The sequence below is a fragment of the Pelagimonas sp. KU-00592-HH genome (assembly GCF_040369695.1).
In the GTDB taxonomy this organism is placed as follows: domain Bacteria; phylum Pseudomonadota; class Alphaproteobacteria; order Rhodobacterales; family Rhodobacteraceae; genus Shimia.
In genome coordinates, this window is sequence record NZ_BAABWM010000002.1 from 654,014 (window position 1) to 670,955 (window position 16,942).

The following is a 16,942-nucleotide window of genomic DNA, read 5'->3' on the forward strand; positions in this document are numbered from 1 at the left end:
CGACGCTAGACTGCGCCGCCCCGACTGGAAAGTCCAAAACCGACCTCTGCCTTATCCTTCGCGGAAAGCCTTGGTGAAATAGTCGGTCAGCGGCTTCACGAGATAGGCAATCGGGGTGCGGTCCGCCGTGCGCAGAAACGCCTCGACCGGCATCCCCGGCACCAGCCGCACATTCTCCGGCAGCTTGGCCTGTTCACCCTCCGACAGCACGATCTCGGCACGGTAATAGCTGACACCGGTGGCCTCGTCCTGGAAGGCATCCGCCGAAACCACCAGAACCCGACCGAACAGTTCCGGCGTATTCCGCTGATCCAGCGCCGAGAACCGCAGGCTCACCTCCTGGTCGGCATAGATCTGGTCGATATGGATAACAGGCACCTGCGCCGCGATGATCAGCGGGCGATCCTGTGGCACCAGGAACAGCACCGGATCGGCCGGACGGATGACCGAGCGCGGCGTATAGACCTGAAGACCATAGACGATGCCCGACACCGGGGCCTTGATCTCCAGACGCGACAGCTGCTCCTCAAGGGCGCGGCGCTGTTCGGCCAGTTCCAGCTCGCGGTACTGCAAATCACGCAGACGGGTGATCGCCTCTTCGCGGCGGCGCGACGACAGCTTGATCACTTCGATGTCGATCTCGGTAATCCGGCCCGCGGCCTGCGCCTTGGTGGCGGCAAGTTCCCCCACGCGCCCGCTCAGGCTCGCTTCCTCGCGCTGCAACGCCAGCACCCGGCTGGCCTGCGCAAGCCCCTTCTCAAGCAGACCCTGCTGGTCCACCAGTTCCTTGCGGATCAACTCAAGCTGAACCGTCAGGGATTCTTCCTGCGCTTCGATCCCGCGCACCTGGTCGGCAATCTGGCTGCGGCGCTTGCCCAGCTGTTCGATCTCGTGGCGCAGCGAATCCACCCGCGCATGGAACAGACGCTCCTGCCCCTGCACGATTTCCGCAATGTCCGGATTGGCGGCGGCCTCTGCCAGAAGTTCGTCTTCAAAGACCACCTCCTCGGCATCGTCGCGCTCAGCCTCAAGCCGTCCACGGCGCGACATCAGTTCGAAAAGTTGCCCCTCCGTGATCGCGAGGTTCGACGCCAGCAAAGTGGCATCCAGGCGGATCAGGGTCTGACCGGCTTCTACCGAGTCGCCCTCGTCCACAAGGATATCCTGCACAAGGCCGCCATCGAGATGCTGAACGATCTGCCGGTTGCGATCCACCTCGATCCGACCCGAGGCAATCACCGCGCCGGAAATCTTGGACAGGGCCGACCACGAGCCGAACCCGCCCACCAGCACAAGCATGGCAAGAAAGCCGATTGTCAGCGGCGTCCGCGCCGACCAGTTCTTCTTGGTGTCGCTCATTGTACGCCTCCGCCACCGGTGCTTTGTTTGATCTGCTGGTGGTTCGCCACCATTTCGCGCAGCACGTCATCTTTCGGACCAAAGGCCGTGCGCATCCCGCCATCCAGCACCAGAAGCATGTCACACTCCTGAATTGCCGCCGGACGGTGCGCCATGATCAGCACCGATTTGCCTTCGGACTTCATCGCCCGGATCGCCCCGTTCAGCGCCATCGACCCGTCGTTGTCGAGGTTCGAGTTCGGCTCGTCCAGAACGAGGATCACCGGATCGGCATACATCGCACGTGCAAGGCCAATCCGCTGGATCTGTCCACCCGACAGGCGGCCGCCATTCGGGCTGATCCGCGTGTCATAGCCATCCGGCAGCTTGACGATCATGTCATGCGCCGCCGCCTTCTTGGCCGCCGCCACAACCTTCGCCGCATCCGGCGCATTGCTCAGCCGCGAGATATTCTCGGCAATCGTGCCTTCGAACAGCTGCACCCGCTGCGGCAGATACCCGATGTATTCCCCAAGCCTGTCGGGATCATACTGATCCAGCGTCGCCCCATCGAGGCGCACCTTGCCACCTGCGGGACGCCACACGCCGGTCAATGCCCGCGCCAGCGTCGACTTGCCCGCACCCGACGGACCGATCACACCCAGCGCCTGACCGGGTTTCAGGCCAAACGACACCATGCGCAGCGCCGCCTGCTGTTCGCCCGGCGGCACCACCGAAAGCTGGTAAACCTCAAGGTTCGCCTTGGGCGCCGGCAGTTCCGTGCGCGGCTGCTCCGGCGGCACTTCACTCAACAGTTCCGAAAGCGTGCCCCAGCCCTGACGTGCACGCTGAACCGCAGGCCACTGGCCAATCGCCATTTCGATCGGTGCCAGCGCACGACCCAGCAGGATCGAACCGGCGATCATCGCGCCCGGCGTCAATTCGTTTAACAGCACCAGATAGGCCCCAAGACCCAGCATCGCCGACTGCAGGAACAGGCGGAACGTCTTGGTCGACGAGGTGAAACCACCGCCAATATCCGCCGCCTTCACCTGCGCCTCAAGCGACTTGTCCCGCGCCACCTGCCAACGGTCAAAGGCCGCCGTACGCATCCCCATCGCCGAAACCATCTCGGCCTCGGTACGGATCTGTTCGCCCAGCAGCTCCGACTGATGCTGCGCCATGTTCGCCTTGAGCATCGGGGTGCGGCTCACGCTCTGGTTCAGGAAGGTCGCAATCACCAGCAACGTGCCGCCCACAACCGCCAGCATCCCCAGCCACGGGTGGAAGATCGCGATCCCGGCAAGGAAAAACGGGGTCCACGGAATATCAAACGCCGCCATCAAAACCGGCGAAGACATCAACCGCTGGACCGATTCAAGATCGCGCAGACCAGTCTGTGCCTTGGCATCCGGCGCCACCGCCGACTTGCGCACCACCGCGTCGAACACGCGACGGTCAAGCCGCGCCTGGAACCGTGCGCCAACCCGGCCCATGATCCGCCCGCGCGAGAAATCCAGCAGACCCATCATCCCGTAAAGGAACGCAACCAGCATCGACAGCGCGATCAGCGTCTCTTCCGACCGGCTTCCGAGAACGCGGTCGTAAACCTGCAACATGTACATGGGTCCGGTCAGCATCAGCAGATTCGCAAAGAAACTGAAAATCCCGACGGCCCAGTAAAGACCACGGCTTTCCCGCCGCGCTGCCCTCAGTTCATCCAAACCTGCCTGGTTTGCTTTTTGGCGCATAATCCCGCATTCCCGCTGTCAAATTCTCTAACACATCAATTACACGAAGCCCGCTCACAAACAAATGTCTCCCATCTGCCACAGATTGCGGTTAAAAGGAGACCTTGAGTTTCAGCTTGCTCACTGAATAGTCTAGATGACCTGATACGCAGTTTAGTCCCGTAATTCTATCGCCAATTTGGTATGCCATGAACATCCGCACAAAAATCGCCCCTGTTGCTGCCCTGGTCTGCGCAGCGTTCCTGTCTGCTTGCGGTACGAGCGAGAATGCGGATGTGTCGCGCGGAATTTACGACCCCTATGAAGAAAACAACCGCTTCACGCACCAGTTCAACAAGAACCTCGACACCTATGTCGTGTCGCCCTTGTCCGATGGCTACGGCACCATCGTGCCCGAACCTGTGCGCAACGGCGTCAGCAACTTCTCCGATCACCTCTCGGTGCCCAATGACGTTGTAAACAACGTGCTTCAGGGTGATGTCGGCGGCGCGATGCACAACACCTTCCGTTTCGCCTTCAACACCGTGTTCGGCATCGCCGGCATTTTCGACCCGGCCACCGCGATTGGCGTTCAGCGCGTCGATACCGACTTTGGCGAAACCCTGCACAAATGGGGCGCAGCAGAAGGCCCCTATGTCGAAGAACCCTTCTTCGGCCCGTCAACCTCGCGCGATACCGCGGGCTTTGTTGTCGACATCGTGATCGATCCGTTCTTCATCCTGCTGCGTGACCCGTCCCGCTATGTCGGCGGCGTCGCCTATGTGCTTAACGCCTTCGGGGATCGCTACAAATTCGATTCGACCATCGATGCGCTGCTCTACGAAAGCGCCGACTCCTATGCCCAGGCCCGCAGCATCTACCTGCAAAACCGCCGCTTCGAGCTTGGAATGACGGCCGAGGATCTCTATCTCGACCCCTATGATGATCCATACGCCGAGTAAGGGGAGACCCAGATGACGCATCACCTGAACCGTCGCGACTTCATTGCCGCCGCTTCCGCAACCGCCCTTGTTGCCACCCTGCCCACAGGCGCGTTTGCCCTGTCGGATGCACAGGCCAAGACGCTGGTCGACAAGGCCGTGGCCGAAATCAACAAGGTCATCGTCTCGGGCAAACCGCTGTCCGGCATGATCCGTGATTTCGAACGCATCTTCGCGAAATACGCCGATGTCTCGATCATCGCCCGTTCGGCGCTTGGGGTGGATGCCCGCCGCGCGTCGTCGTCGCAACTGCGCGCCTACACCAAGGCGTTTCAGGGCTACATGGCCCGCAAGTACGGCAAGCGGTTCGAGGAATTCGTAGGCGGCCGCATCGAGGTTCAGGGCGCCCGCAAGGTCAAGAGCTTCCACGAGGTCAAGGCCCGCGCCATCCTCAAGGGCCAGTCACCCTTCGAAGTCAGCTTCCTGGTCTCCGACAAGTCCGGCAAACCGCTGTTCTTCGACATGATCATCGAAGGCATCTCCCTGCGCTTCACCGAAAAGGAAGAAATCGGTGCCATGCTCGACAAGCGCAAAGGCAACCTCGACCAGATGATCGCGGACCTCAAAAAGGCCGGCTGATCCCCTCGACATCCTGGGAATTCTGCGCTCGCCTGCAAAGGCGGGCGCTTTTGCTTTTGGCGCATGGGCTAACAGGTATCAGTCCCCCGCGCCCCCTCAATTCCGCCCGAACAGGTCCTGAATGATATTGTCGATGGCATTGTCGATCGCGTTGTCGATGGCCTCGCCAATGTCGTCGCTGGTTCGGCGCTTGGGCTTGGTCTTCGGCTTGGGTTTCGGCTGCGGCACGAACGCCGGCAGCGCCTTGGGCGTCGCGCCCTCGTTGACCCGCATCATCACCTCGTGGAAAATCTCGGCCGGCAAACCGCCCCCCGTCACCCCGGTCAGCGGCGTGTTGTCGTCATAGCCCATCCAGACCCCAACCACGTAATCCGCCGTGAACCCGATGAACCAGGCATCCCGCGCCGCCTGCGTGGTGCCGGTCTTGCCCGCCACCTCCCAGCCCGGCAGCGCCGCGCGCCCACCGGTGCCTTCGCTCACCACCTTCTCCATCATATAGATCAGCGTCCGCGCTGCACTTTCGGTAATCACCCGCTCACCAATGCCGCCGCCCGTGCCCATCAGCGGGTTGTTATCCCCCTGCAGGCGCAGCTCGACCAGACCATAGGGTGTCACCGACGACCCGCCGTTCAGAATACCCGCATAGGCGCCGGTCATCTCCAGCAACGAACTCTCCGAAGCCCCCAGCGCCAGCGCCGGACCATCGGCAAGGTTGCTCTCGATGCCAAAACCGCTGGCCACCTTGCGCACGTTCTCGCGCCCCGCGGCCTCGGATATCTTCACCGCCGGAATGTTCAGCGAATTCTTCAGCGCCCAGGTCAGGGTCACTTCACCGTAATGCTTGTTGGTATAGTTCTTCGGACACCACTCGCCCGATCCCGGAATGTCCAGGCAATAGGGCGCGTCGTTCACAAGGTCATCATAGTGATACCCAAGGTCCAGCGCCGTGCCATAGACAAAGGGCTTGAATGCCGAGCCGGTCTGCCGCTTTGCATGAACCGCCCGGTTGAACGCCCCGATCGCGGTGGTATCGCGCCCGCCGACCATGCCGCGCACCGCGCCATCCGCCGACATCACGACAATCGCCGCCTGCGCCTTTGATCCTTCCCGCACCTTGTTGTCGAACACCCATTGCAGCCCCTCTTCCGCCGCCTTCTGGATACGCGAGTCAAAGGTGGTCTTGAGGATCACGTCCTCGGTGGTGTTGCGGGTAAAGAACTCCGGCCCCGAGGCCATGACCCAGTCGGCAAAATACCCGCCCGCATTGGCCTTGGCCGCCTGCGACAGGGTCGCGGGGTTGTCCTGCCAGTATGCGGTCTCCTCATCCGTCAGATAGCCCTGCTCGTTCATCAGGCGCAGCACCGTCGCCGCGCGATCCTGCGAACGTTTGAGGTTCGAGGTCGGCGCCAGCGACGAGGGCGCCGTCAGCAACCCGGCCAGCATCGCACCTTCCGCCGGGTTCAGAACCGCCGCATGTTTTCCGAAATACCGCTGCGCCGCCGCCTCGGCACCATAGGCCCCGCCGCCCATATAGGCCCGGTTCATATAGATCGAGAGGATGTCATCCTTGCTGTACTTGAACTCCATCGCCACCGCATAGACCGCTTCCTTGGCCTTGCGCCAAAGCGATCCGCGCCGACAGTCCTGCACATAGGCCGCTTCGCTTTCCCAGGCGTCCTGATCGTACTCGACCCCAAGACACAACAGTTTCGCGGTCTGCTGCGTGATTGTCGATCCGCCATGCCCGCTCAGCGGCCCGCGCCCTTCGCGCAGGTTGATGCGCACCGCACTGGCCACACCACGCGGGCTCACCCCGAAATGCCAGTAGAACCGCTTGTCCTCGGTCGCCACCACCGCGTTCTTCAGATCGGGAGACACGCCATCCGCCGTCACCACCCCGCCGAACTGGTCACCGCGCCAGGCAAACACCTGGTTGTCGCGATCCAGAAGGGTTACTGACCCGCGCGCACGCCCATCCAAAAGGGTGCGCACGTCCGGCAGCGTGGAATAGACATAGCCCACGGCCAGCCCGATGATCAGCACGCTGACAAGGCTCACACGCCAGGTGAAGCCCCAGATGATCCGCCAGATCCAACGAAAGATCCCCAAGACAAAGGCCACAACCGGATGCCGCTTCTTGGCCGGTTTTCTTGAAGGCGCGGGTTTGCGCTTAACCGCTTTTTTCGGTGCAGCCTTCTTCTTCGGTGCGGGCTTGGATTTCGCCCCATACCGATTCTCCGCCACCAATGGCGGCTTCTTACGCCCTGAATCACCCATACCTTGCCCTGCCCGGCCTTCTACTTTGACGGTATTTTAACTTCCTTTGCATACAATGTAGAGGCAAAGAGACATCCCAAACGCCTTTTTGTGTTGCGCATTTTTTAATCACGCAACGCAATCTGTGCAAATTTTGTGCACTTTCACATGTTTTGACGGTGCGAAATTGGGCATTTGCCTTCGTTTTCCCCCACAGCAGCGTTTTTCTGCAGGTGCAAACACGCAGGGACGCACCTGCTAGAGGAAAGGGGAAAACGGTGAAACTGATTATTGCAACAATCAAACCGTTCAAGCTCGAAGAGGTTCGCGAAGCGCTCACCTCCATGGGCGTGCGCGGCATGATGGTAACCGAGATCAAGGGCTTCGGCTCGCAATCCGGCCACACTGAAATTTACCGCGGCGCGGAATACGCCGTGAACTTCGTACCCAAGGTCAAACTGGAACTCGTCGTTCCGGCCTCGATGGCGGACCAAGTGGTCGAGACAATCACCAAAACCGCCCAGACCGGCAAGATCGGCGACGGCAAAATCTTCGTGCTCGACGTGCAGCAGGCAATCCGCGTGCGCACCGGCGAAACTGACGCAGACGCGCTCTAAGCGTTGCAGGAGGACACACTACAATGACCAAATTCACGAAATACGCCCTGCCTGTCGCGCTCGCCGCGATGCCGGCCATGGGCTTTGCCGAAGAAGGCCCCGTGCCGGGCGTCAACGCCTCGACCGACTCGGTCTTCATCTTCAACTCGCTCCTGTTCCTGATCGGTGGCTTCCTGGTGTTCTGGATGGCCGCAGGCTTTGCCATGCTCGAAGCCGGCCTCGTGCGTTCCAAGAACGTCACCATGCAGCTGATGAAGAACATCGCCCTCTTCTCGCTGGCCGCCATCTTCTACTACCTGATCGGCTACAACCTGATGTACCCGCTCGGCACCTGGTCGGTTGACGGCATCCTGTCCGGCGTCTGGGGCCCGGGTGTTCTCGAAGCTGTTGGCGTGACCGCCGACGCAGCCGACGACTATGGCTACGCGTCTACCGGCTCGGACTTCTTCTTCCAGCTGATGTTCTGCGCCACCACGGCCTCGATCGTATCGGGTACCCTGGCTGAGCGTATCAAACTGTGGCCCTTCCTGATCTTCGTGATTGTCCTGACCGGCATCATCTACCCGCTGCAGGCATCGTGGAAATGGGGCGGTGGCTTCCTGGACGCAATGGGCTTCCTCGACTTCGCTGGCTCGACCGTTGTGCACTCCGTAGGTGGCTGGGCCGCTCTGACCGGCGCGCTGATCCTTGGTCCGCGTATCGGCAAGTACAACAAAGAAGGCAAAACCGTTCCGATCCCCGGTTCGAACCTGACCCTCGCAACCCTGGGTACGTTCATCCTGTGGCTCGGTTGGTTCGGCTTCAACGGCGGCTCGCAGCTGGCCATGGGCACCGTGGGTGACGTTGCAGACGTATCGCGCATCTTCGCCAACACCAACACCGCAGCAGCCGGTGGCGCCATCGCAGCCATGATCGTCTCGCAGCTGATGTTCAAAAAGCCTGACCTCACCATGACCCTCAACGGCGCTCTGGCCGGTCTGGTTTCGATCACCGCAGAACCGCTGACCCCGTCGCTGGGCGCAGCAACCCTGATCGGTATGGTCGGCGGCGTGATCGTTGTCTTCGCCATCCCCTTCATGGACAAGCTGAAGATCGACGACGTTGTTGGCGCGATCCCGGTTCACCTGATCTGCGGCATCTGGGGCACCATCGCGGTTGTCTTCACCAACGCTGATGCCTCGCTGATGGTTCAGCTCTACTCGATCGCTGTTGTCGGTATCTTCACCGTGGTTGTCTCGGGCGTCGTCTGGTTCATCCTCAAGGCCACCATGGGTCTGCGTGTGGACGAAGAGACCGAGATCAACGGCCTCGACATGGCAGAGCTCGGCATGGAAGCCTACCCGGAGTTCACCAACGGCTAAGCCCGCTGGCAAACCCGCAAAAAACACGAAAGCCCGGACAATCGTCCGGGCTTTCTGCTGTCTGGCGCCAGTTACCCCTGGATACGCACCGGCCGCTCCGGCACATGCGGGCGTTTGTGACCATAGGGGGTGCAGTCCAGATGGCGACGATCGTGACGATCCTCGGCGCGGTCCAGCTTGTCCTCGATCACATCCAGCGGCCCGCGATCATAGGCCTCGTCGATAATGTTCTCGATCCGGTCACGGCGATCCTCGACAAGATCGGCACGACACCCCGCATTGGCGGCACTGGCCGCAACCACAAGCAGGCCAAGGGACACGATAACAATGACGAAATTGGCGATCTTCATGGCGACGTCCTTTCAATGATGTCCAAAGTTACCCCTAGAACGCACCACCTTTGGGTTTCCGTCGTCATACTTTAACAAAAAGACGTTTTTTTCCTTTTTGTCCATTTTTCACAAAACCCACAGCCCCGCGCCTGACAGGTTTCCCCGATCAGAGGGGGCCACCCCGGCAAGTTTCAATCTCCCTCACTGAAACGCCTTCTGCTGATCCCTGCGCCAACTGCCCGGATCGCGCCCATACTTAGCGCCAAGATCGAAAAGCTCGCCCATATAGACGCGATCAAAAGCCTCGCGCGGCTTGGCCTCGAAACTGGCGGGGATGGACAACAGATGCGCCCGGAACCCGTCGCGTGCCGCCAGCGACAGGATGGTGTCGATATTGCCAAGACTCTGGGATCGGATCAGCATCTCAAAGGTGCGCTCTCCCATCTTCAACAACCGCGTATCCTGCGCGGCATAACGCTTTTCCAACCGCTTGTTGTGCAACAGCCAGATCGTGTTGTTATGTCCGCTCGCCCCGACCCGTCGCAGCACCCGCCGCATGTCGAGCGCGGCAGGATAGACAAATATCTCGCGCGTCAGCCCGCCATCCACATGCAGTTCGGTGCGTTCGATGTCACCCAACCGAACCGGGATACGCACGGGCTCAAACGCAATCGGGATCGACGCCGAGGCCTGCACGACACGACGGATCAGTTGATAGGCCTCCGGCGTTTCCTGCTCGGCAATCGCCCCAATATCCCACAAAACAGGCCGTTCCGCGTCAATATTGGTGGTCCCGATCAACAGCGACCGACCTTTACGCGATTCCTCTGCAACCGCCCGCAACACCTCCGGCGTCAGATGTTCGCGGATCGCATTTGCCATCGGCTTGGTCGATGCCAGATACCCCGATCCGAACACCGCCCCCGCAACATCAAAATTGGCGATATCCTGCGTCGAGGTCTCGGTATAAAGCTCTTTCAGCCGATCATCATACTCGGGTCCAAGGAAGGCAAAGGGCGCGATCAGGGCCCCGGTCGAAATGCCGGTGACCATATCGAACTCGGGCCGCTTGCCGCTCTGTGACCACCCGTGCAGCACCCCCGCGCCAAAGGCCCCGTCCTGCCCGCCGCCCGACAGCGCAAGAATATTCAACCCGTCCCGGCCATTTGGCCACTGCCCGGACTTTGCCTCGTAGTATTTGATAAGCTCGCGGAAATCCTCGTCGCTGGCATCCTCGTAGATCCGCATCCACCACTCGGCACCAACCGGCTGAAAGTCCTCGTACCGATCCGCAGGCGGCGCTTCTGCCTCGCGGTTGTGGCGTGCCACGTCGCACCCGGCCACAAGCAGCACCGAAAAGACAATTGCCCAGACCTTCGCCCGCATCACGCGTTCCTTCTACACTCGGCCGCAGTCTACCCGCCTTTCCACGACAGGTGAAAGACACCAACGAAATGGGCCGCCTGCGGTGATGCAGGCGGCCCACTCGAACACTCTCGAAACCCCGGATCAGATGCCGGTTTCAACAATCGCCTTGGCAAGGATCGGCACCGTGTGCGCATTCAGGCCGGCAATGTTCAGACGGCTGTCCGACACCATGTAGATGCCGTGCTCGGCGCGCAGGCGCTCGACCATGTCAGGCGTGGTGCCCAGTTGCGAGAACATGCCACGGTGCTGGGCAAGGAAACCGAAACGATCCGACCCCGAAAGGCGCTGCAACTCGCTTGCGAGACCTTCGCGCAGGGACAACATGCCCAGACGGGTCTCTTCCAGCTCGGCCGCCCAATCGGCGCGCAGCGCGTCATCGGTCAGGATCGTGGTCACCACACGCGCCCCGTGATCCGGCGGGAAGGAATAGTTCTGGCGGTTCAGGTGGTTCAGGTTGCCCTGCGTCACCGCGGTGTTGTCCGCCTGCTCCGAAATCGCCATCAGGATACCGGTCCGCTCGCGGTACACACCAAAGTTCTTCGAACAACTGCCCGCAATCAGAAGTTCCGGCACCGACGACGCCACAAGGCGGGTGGCCGCCGCGTCTTCTTCCAGACCATCGCCAAAGCCCTGGTAGGCAATGTCGATCATCGGCACGAGGCCCTTCTCGTTCAGCAGGTCCACAACCGCCTGCCACTGGGTCAGGTTCAGGTTGGCGCCGGTCGGGTTGTGACAGCAACCATGCAGCAGAACCACATCGCCCGCCTTGGCCTCCGACAGGTCTTCCATCATGCCGTCAAAGTCGACACCACGGGTTTCGCCATCGAAATAGCGATAGGCCGTGTGATTCATGCCAAGGTAGTTCAGGATCGACACGTGGTTCGGCCAGGTCGGGTTGGACACCCAGACAGTGGCATCGGGGCTGGTGTTCTTGATCAGCTCGAACGCCTGACGCACGGCACCCGTCCCGCCGGGGGTGGCCACGGCGGCAATACGATCGCGTGCAACCGTTTCGCCCAGAACCAGACCAATCATCGCATCCGAATAGGCCGGATCGCCCGCCAGGGCCACATAGGCCTTGGTGGTCTGCTCTTCCACCAGACGGCGCTCCGCTTCTTTCACGGCGCGCATGACCGGGGTCACGCCCTCGGCATTCTTGTACACACCAACGCCGAGGTCGATCTTGGTCGGGCGCGGGTCTTCACGGTACATCGCCATCAGGGCGAGGATTTTGTCTGCGGGTTGAGCTTTGAGTTTTGTGAGCATTACGCTTCTCCGGTGGCAATCGGGAGAGTGGGGAAAGCGCCCCACTCGGTCCATGATCCGTCATAGACGGAATAGTCGCTCTTGCCGAACCGCTCCATCGCGAGGGCAAGAATACAGGCAGTCACACCCGAACCGCAGCTGGTGATCGCGGGTTTGGACAGGTCCACACCCGCCGCCTCGAACACGGCGCGGCACTCTTCGGGGGATTTCAACGTACCATTGTCGTTCATCAACTCGGGGAACGGCACGTTCTTGGAATTCGGAATATGGCCCGAGCGCAGCCCGGCACGCGGCTCCTCGGCCTCGCCCTTGAACCGGGCGGCCGAACGGGCATCGATGATCTCGTAGTCACCAAGCTTCGACGCGCTCGACACCTGCGTCACGTCTTTCACAAGGTGGTTCTGGCGGCGCACCGTCATGTGGCGGTCGCGGATCACCGGCGGCAGGTCCTCGATCTCGCGGCCCTCTGCCTGCCACTTGGGCAGACCACCATCCAGCACCGCCACGTCGTTCTGCCCCATCAGCTTGAACAGCCACCACACGCGGCAGGCCGAATTCACGCCGTTGGTGTCATAAACAACCACCTGGTGGCCATCGCCAACACCCATCGCCCGCATCCGGCTCATGAATTTCTCGACCGTCGGTGCCATGTGCGGCAGGTCGCTGCGCAGGTCGGCAATCTCGTCGATATCAAAGAACCGCGCGCCGGGAATATGCGCCGCGTCATATTCCGCCTTCGGGTCGCGGTTTTCCGCGGGCATGTGCCAGGATGCATCGATGATCCGCAGGTCCGGATCTTTCATATGCGCGGCAAGCCAGTCGGTAGATACGAGCGTCCTTGGATCGTCCATGAGCGAAGCCCCCTTTCAGTCAGACTCCTGACTACAACCCGCACACTCAACAGGCAAGGGCGAGGCCATGCTTATCACGGCCCTACGCCACCGGTTTTCCACAGAATACGCCCCGCAATCCGCCCTGTCAGAACAGAACCACGATCCCGGCCCCGACAATGGCCCCAATCGCGCCCAGAACCGCAGCGGGCTTTGGCGGACGCCCGTCCTTCAGCCAGAGAATCGGCAGCACTAGAACCGGCGACAAAGACCCGAACACCGCCGCCAGCCCGGCATGGAAATGCGCAAAGGCATAGAGCAGCAGCGACGAAGAGACCACGTAGCCAATCACCCCCGGCAGCACCACCCGCCCAAGCAGGCCCGGCGTCATCTCGGCGTCACTCCGGAACACCCGCGCCGGCCACAGCGCCACACAGGAGATCAGGAACGCCGCCCCCAGCAACCGCACGGACGAGGCCGCAAGCGGATCGGTGCCCGCCAGCATCGCGGGCTTCATCAGCAGGAACCCTAAGCCCTGACAGGCCGTCGCCACCAACCCCAAAAGCACCACCCGCCAAAGGCTGCCTCGCAGACGGTCGCTCTCGGATCGGGCATCCCCTCCGAACTGAATCGTGACCATCACGCTGGCCAGAACCACCAGCGCACCCACCATATCCATCACCGACACCCGTTCGCCCAGCCAGACAAAGGCCATCAGCGCCACCAGCGGCCCCTTGAACGACAGCAACAGCTCGGTCCGCCGCGGCCCGCCCAGCCGCAGGCATTCGATCATTGCAAGATTGCCAAGAAAAATGCCGACCACCGTGCTGGCCACGAAGGCCGGCCAATGCTCCCAGGTCACGCTGGGCCACAACCCCAACACCGAACAAAGCAGGCTGACAATGGCGGCGCAGGCCACCAGTTGAATGCGGGTGAACTCAAACGCCCCAAGCCGCCGCGCCGGGGCCTGCGCCAGCACGATGCCCGTCGCCCAGCCCGTCGAGGCCCCAACGGCGGCAAGAATTGGAATTGCGACCACGATCCACCCATCCTACATTAGCTACGGTTTCCGTAGCAGATAGGATGCTACACAAAAGATAGCAAGAGGCAAGCCATGACCACCACCCATCCCATGCCCGGACTGCCCGTGCGCGGCTCGAAGTCCGGCAAACCGATCATGGCACTGTTTGATCTTCTGGGGCGCAGCTGGTCGCTGGGGATCATCTGGCAACTGTCAGACGGCACCCCCGCCACCTTTCGCCAGCTTCAGGACCGCTGCGAAACCGTCTCGCCCACCGTGTTGAACAAACGCCTCAAGGAACTGCGCGCCTGCGCGCTGGTCGATCACGACGGGTCCGGCTACCACCTGACCCCGCTCGGGCGGGAGCTGTTTGAAATGCTGCATCCCTTCGGGGCCTGGTCCACCACCTGGTCCGAGGCCCTTCAGGAGCAACAGGACAGCTAGGCTTACTTGCCCAGCGCGTTGCGGATGACGCTCACGATGGCCAGCACCACGCCACCGCCAACACCACCGCTGGCGATCTGGCCGATGATGCCCATCAGGTCGACACCACCCCCCGCCAGCGCACCGGCCCCGACCATGCTCAGAAGCTGACCGCCAAGGCCACCGCCCACGATCCCGGCAATCGAGTTGATCACCACACCCTGGTCGATCTTGTTGATCAGGCGTCCCGACAGGTTGCCGCCGATGGCACCGGAAATCAGCGAAATCAGAAGTTCCATGAGTATTCCCCTCGCATCGGGGCTTTTTGGGTCCATGCGCACCGAGGTGCCCCGCGCCCCGTCCGCACCTCGACCCTAGGCTGGTGCCCTCCTCCCCAGATACGGGAAAACACCAACATCCTTCCCCGCAGCACTGCGCAACATACGGGACGTTACTTGAGGAAAAATTCCATGCCCCGCCGCCGTGCTGGCAAACAATGAGTCTGGTTTATCGGCAGGTCAGAACAAAAGGAGCAGGCATTTGGCAAGACTGCTGCTATCAGCATCCCAAGCTTTGGCTCCCTGTGCATTGGGCGATGACTAGATCGGGGCGGGCAACCTGATTTCCGGGGCCTCTTCTTGGGTAAGGAGCTCGACAGGCGCACCTTTGTCCAAGGCCTCATTGAAACGCCCCAAATAGCGCATGCCAGAATACACATCAGATTTTGCGTTGGTATTTCCGCCCGAAACTTCTTCATTGGTCAGCTTTTCGAGTCTCTCAGGACACCTTGAGGCCTGGTCGTCGAACCGAACGGGATTCAATCTGAATGCAACGCACCCACCCTGTCCCTCGTCGAGAATAACGAGGTCTGCTTCTGCGAGGTAAAGGTTGGACCCTCGCCACCAGCCTGTGTCTTCCAAAAGCTCTCGTGATATTTTCTCTCTTCGATGTTCAACAATCAGTGTCCGCTTCCAATCTCTCTGGAGGCTGAACATCCCACTGACAACCATCGACACTCGCACGTCGCCTTCAAGATTGGCGGACGCGTGATGCTCAGTATTGCAACCCATCAAGAGGAATGATGCAGAGAAGAATGCAAAGAAAACGCGCATGGGCACCTAAGTCCTGAACTTCAATAAAGTTGGCGTGGGCGAAATTTGAAGCCAACAGCCAATCCAATCCCCTAAAATACTTCTTTCAAAGCGTCTTCTCCGTTTGGCCTCAACCTCACTATTACGAAGGTAAAAGCTCGATAAACTGCAATTCTGTTTGTCTCAACGAGTGCAAGTATCTTTGTAGCGAGAAGGCCGCAGAACAAAATAGCGCCGTTTTTCGATGGAAACAGATCACTCGCCGTGACGCAGCAGACGTTGCTTCTGACGGCCCCAGTCACGCTTGGCTTCGCTCGCCCGCTTGTCGTGGTTCTTCTTACCCTTGGCGATGCCCAGCTTCATTTTAACAAGGCCCTTGTGGTTGAAGTACATCACCAGCGGCACAAGGGTCATGCCCTTGCGCTGGGTCGCGCTCCACAGGTTCGCCAACTCCTTCTTGCTCACCAATAGCTTGCGGCGGCGGCGCTCTTCATGGCTGAACATCGCCCGGTCATAGGGCGCGATATAGGAGTTCACCAGCCAAAGCTCCCCATCCTCGACCGCCGCATAGCTTTCGGCGACATTGGCGCTGTTCTCACGCAGGGATTTCACTTCCGATCCGCTCAGAACGATACCGCATTCGATATCTTCCTCGATGGCATAGTCGAACCGTGCCCGCCGGTTCTCGGCGATCACCTTATAGTTCGGATCGGTCTTTTGCTTGTTCTTGGCCATGATCGGCACTGATTACCCCGACGCGTACGGGGTGTCCATGACCTCAAGTCAGGACAAACGGATATTCACCTCGCGTGGGTTTTCTGCCAGTTTGCCCTACATTCTCGGGAAATAAGGAGATTCCCCTGTCCACCCTGTCGCCGTTTCATGAACGGGCCGAGCGCCTGATCCAATGCAAGAGCATCGAATCGCTCTGGGAATGTCACGTCGAAAACATGGCGGGTTTCGGGTTTGACAGGCTCCTCTACGTGGCGACCACCTTGTCACAACCCGGCAACTGGGGCGACCCTGCCGACCGGCTGGTTCTCACCAACTATCCCGCCCCGGTGATCGACACCTTCATCGGCCAAGGCCTGCACCGCACCACCGCCAAGATCCCGAGCCCGGCCGAAGGGCCCGGTGCCTACAGCTGGCGCAAGAGCCGCATCGCCAACGATGCCCCGCCAACCCGCGCCGAACGCGCCCATATGGCCCTGTGCAACAAGTGGAAGATCACGGCGGGATATACCATCTGGTTCAGCGACCTGCGTCAGCGCCGCAAGGGGGTCATGGGCCTCTGTGCCAAGGTCGGGCTGTCACAGGCCGACGTGGATCGCACCTGGCTGGAACACGGCCACGAAATCCACGCGCTTTGCAACATCCTGCACCTCAAGGCGCTGTCCTTGCCCAGCCCCGATCACCGCAATCTGCTGACATCCCGCCAGCGCGAGGTGCTGAACGGCATCGCCGACGGTCTTTCGACCCAGGACCTGGCCAGCAAGATGGGCCTCAGCAGAGCCACCGTCGAAAAGCACCTGCGCCTCGCCCGTCAGGCCCTCAATGCCGAAACCACGGCCAATGCCATCCACAAGGCCTCCGAACTCCATCAGCTCTTCCTGCTGCGCGAAGCGGTCTGACGCTGCGCCTGCACACTGCGCTTTACAAGTCCCCCGCT

The 16,942-nt window shown here is 60.9% G+C and carries 17 protein-coding genes; 6 read left to right on the forward strand and 11 right to left on the reverse strand.

Going from position 1 to position 16,942, the window contains the following annotated elements; genetic code table 11:
* Positions 1-51 precede the first annotated feature (51 nt).
* Both ABWV42_RS10320 and ABWV42_RS10325 read right to left on the reverse strand, forming a co-directional pair.
* On the reverse strand, positions 52-1,359 hold the full coding sequence (locus tag ABWV42_RS10320) for an HlyD family type I secretion periplasmic adaptor subunit (protein WP_353340034.1): 1,308 nt from the start codon (positions 1,357-1,359) through the stop codon (positions 52-54).
* On the reverse strand, positions 1,356-3,089 hold the full coding sequence (locus tag ABWV42_RS10325; protein ID WP_255103699.1) for a type I secretion system permease/ATPase: 1,734 nt from the start codon (positions 3,087-3,089) through the stop codon (positions 1,356-1,358). The genes ABWV42_RS10320 and ABWV42_RS10325 overlap by 4 nt, the downstream gene beginning before the upstream one ends.
* 188 nt (positions 3,090-3,277) lie before the next feature.
* Between ABWV42_RS10325 and ABWV42_RS10330 the strand changes: the two genes are divergently transcribed.
* Both ABWV42_RS10330 and ABWV42_RS10335 read left to right on the forward strand, forming a co-directional pair.
* Positions 3,278-4,030, forward strand: coding sequence for an MlaA family lipoprotein (locus tag ABWV42_RS10330; protein WP_255103701.1), 753 nt, complete (start codon positions 3,278-3,280; stop codon positions 4,028-4,030).
* Positions 4,031-4,042: 12 nt separating this feature from the next.
* Positions 4,043-4,648 (forward strand): MlaC/ttg2D family ABC transporter substrate-binding protein, encoded by a 606-nt coding sequence (locus ABWV42_RS10335; protein ID WP_353340035.1) that lies wholly within the window; start codon positions 4,043-4,045, stop codon positions 4,646-4,648.
* 96 nt (positions 4,649-4,744) lie between these two features.
* Here the strand turns inward: ABWV42_RS10335 and ABWV42_RS10340 are convergent, their stop codons facing one another.
* Positions 4,745-6,925 carry a transglycosylase domain-containing protein gene (locus ABWV42_RS10340; RefSeq protein ID WP_353340036.1) on the reverse strand — a complete coding sequence of 727 codons (2,181 nt, stop codon included), beginning with the start codon at positions 6,923-6,925 and terminating at the stop codon, positions 4,745-4,747.
* Positions 6,926-7,182: 257 nt separating this feature from the next.
* Here ABWV42_RS10340 and ABWV42_RS10345 point away from each other — a divergent pair, with 257 nt between their 5' ends.
* Positions 7,183-7,521 carry a P-II family nitrogen regulator gene (locus ABWV42_RS10345; protein WP_255103707.1) on the forward strand — a complete coding sequence of 113 codons (339 nt, stop codon included), beginning with the start codon at positions 7,183-7,185 and terminating at the stop codon, positions 7,519-7,521.
* 23 nt (positions 7,522-7,544) lie between these two features.
* A complete protein-coding gene (locus tag ABWV42_RS10350; protein WP_502930957.1) occupies positions 7,545-8,882 on the forward strand; it encodes an ammonium transporter in 1,338 nt (445 codons plus the stop codon).
* A gap of 71 nt (positions 8,883-8,953) precedes the next feature.
* On the opposite strand, the gene ABWV42_RS10355 is transcribed toward ABWV42_RS10350, so the two are convergent.
* From ABWV42_RS10355 to ABWV42_RS10375, 5 genes are all read right to left on the reverse strand, one after another.
* Positions 8,954-9,232: a hypothetical protein gene (locus tag ABWV42_RS10355; protein ID WP_353340037.1), complete on the reverse strand. Its 279-nt coding sequence runs from the start codon at positions 9,230-9,232 to the stop codon at positions 8,954-8,956.
* Positions 9,233-9,415: 183 nt separating this feature from the next.
* The gene (locus ABWV42_RS10360; protein WP_255103712.1) at positions 9,416-10,600 is read right to left on the reverse strand and encodes a patatin-like phospholipase family protein; all 1,185 of its coding nucleotides are present in this window, start codon (positions 10,598-10,600) and stop codon (positions 9,416-9,418) included.
* A 123-nt stretch (positions 10,601-10,723) separates the two neighbouring features.
* Positions 10,724-11,908 carry an amino acid aminotransferase gene (locus tag ABWV42_RS10365; protein WP_353340038.1) on the reverse strand — a complete coding sequence of 395 codons (1,185 nt, stop codon included), beginning with the start codon at positions 11,906-11,908 and terminating at the stop codon, positions 10,724-10,726.
* Complete coding sequence (sseA, locus tag ABWV42_RS10370; RefSeq protein ID WP_353340039.1) at positions 11,908-12,759, reverse strand: 3-mercaptopyruvate sulfurtransferase; 852 nt, start codon at positions 12,757-12,759, stop codon at positions 11,908-11,910. Before sseA ends, ABWV42_RS10365 begins: the two co-directional genes overlap by 1 nt.
* A gap of 127 nt (positions 12,760-12,886) precedes the next feature.
* On the reverse strand, positions 12,887-13,777 hold the full coding sequence (locus tag ABWV42_RS10375) for a DMT family transporter (RefSeq protein WP_353340040.1): 891 nt from the start codon (positions 13,775-13,777) through the stop codon (positions 12,887-12,889).
* A gap of 75 nt (positions 13,778-13,852) precedes the next feature.
* Between ABWV42_RS10375 and ABWV42_RS10380 the strand changes: the two genes are divergently transcribed.
* Complete coding sequence (locus tag ABWV42_RS10380; protein ID WP_353340041.1) at positions 13,853-14,203, forward strand: winged helix-turn-helix transcriptional regulator; 351 nt, start codon at positions 13,853-13,855, stop codon at positions 14,201-14,203.
* 2 nt (positions 14,204-14,205) lie between these two features.
* On the opposite strand, the gene ABWV42_RS10385 is transcribed toward ABWV42_RS10380, so the two are convergent.
* The 3 genes from ABWV42_RS10385 to smpB all read right to left on the reverse strand — a co-directional run bounded on the left by ABWV42_RS10385 (position 14,206) and on the right by smpB (position 16,008).
* Positions 14,206-14,481 (reverse strand): hypothetical protein, encoded by a 276-nt coding sequence (locus tag ABWV42_RS10385; RefSeq protein ID WP_353340042.1) that lies wholly within the window; start codon positions 14,479-14,481, stop codon positions 14,206-14,208.
* 300 nt (positions 14,482-14,781) lie between these two features.
* Positions 14,782-15,294, reverse strand: coding sequence for a hypothetical protein (locus ABWV42_RS10390; RefSeq protein ID WP_353340043.1), 513 nt, complete (start codon positions 15,292-15,294; stop codon positions 14,782-14,784).
* A gap of 234 nt (positions 15,295-15,528) precedes the next feature.
* Positions 15,529-16,008, reverse strand: a complete 480-nt coding sequence (gene smpB / locus ABWV42_RS10395; RefSeq protein ID WP_353340044.1) for an SsrA-binding protein SmpB — start codon at positions 16,006-16,008, stop codon at positions 15,529-15,531.
* Positions 16,009-16,082: 74 nt separating this feature from the next.
* Between smpB and ABWV42_RS10400 the strand changes: the two genes are divergently transcribed.
* On the forward strand, positions 16,083-16,904 hold the full coding sequence (locus ABWV42_RS10400) for a helix-turn-helix transcriptional regulator (RefSeq protein WP_353340045.1): 822 nt from the start codon (positions 16,083-16,085) through the stop codon (positions 16,902-16,904).
* Positions 16,905-16,942 lie beyond the last annotated feature (38 nt).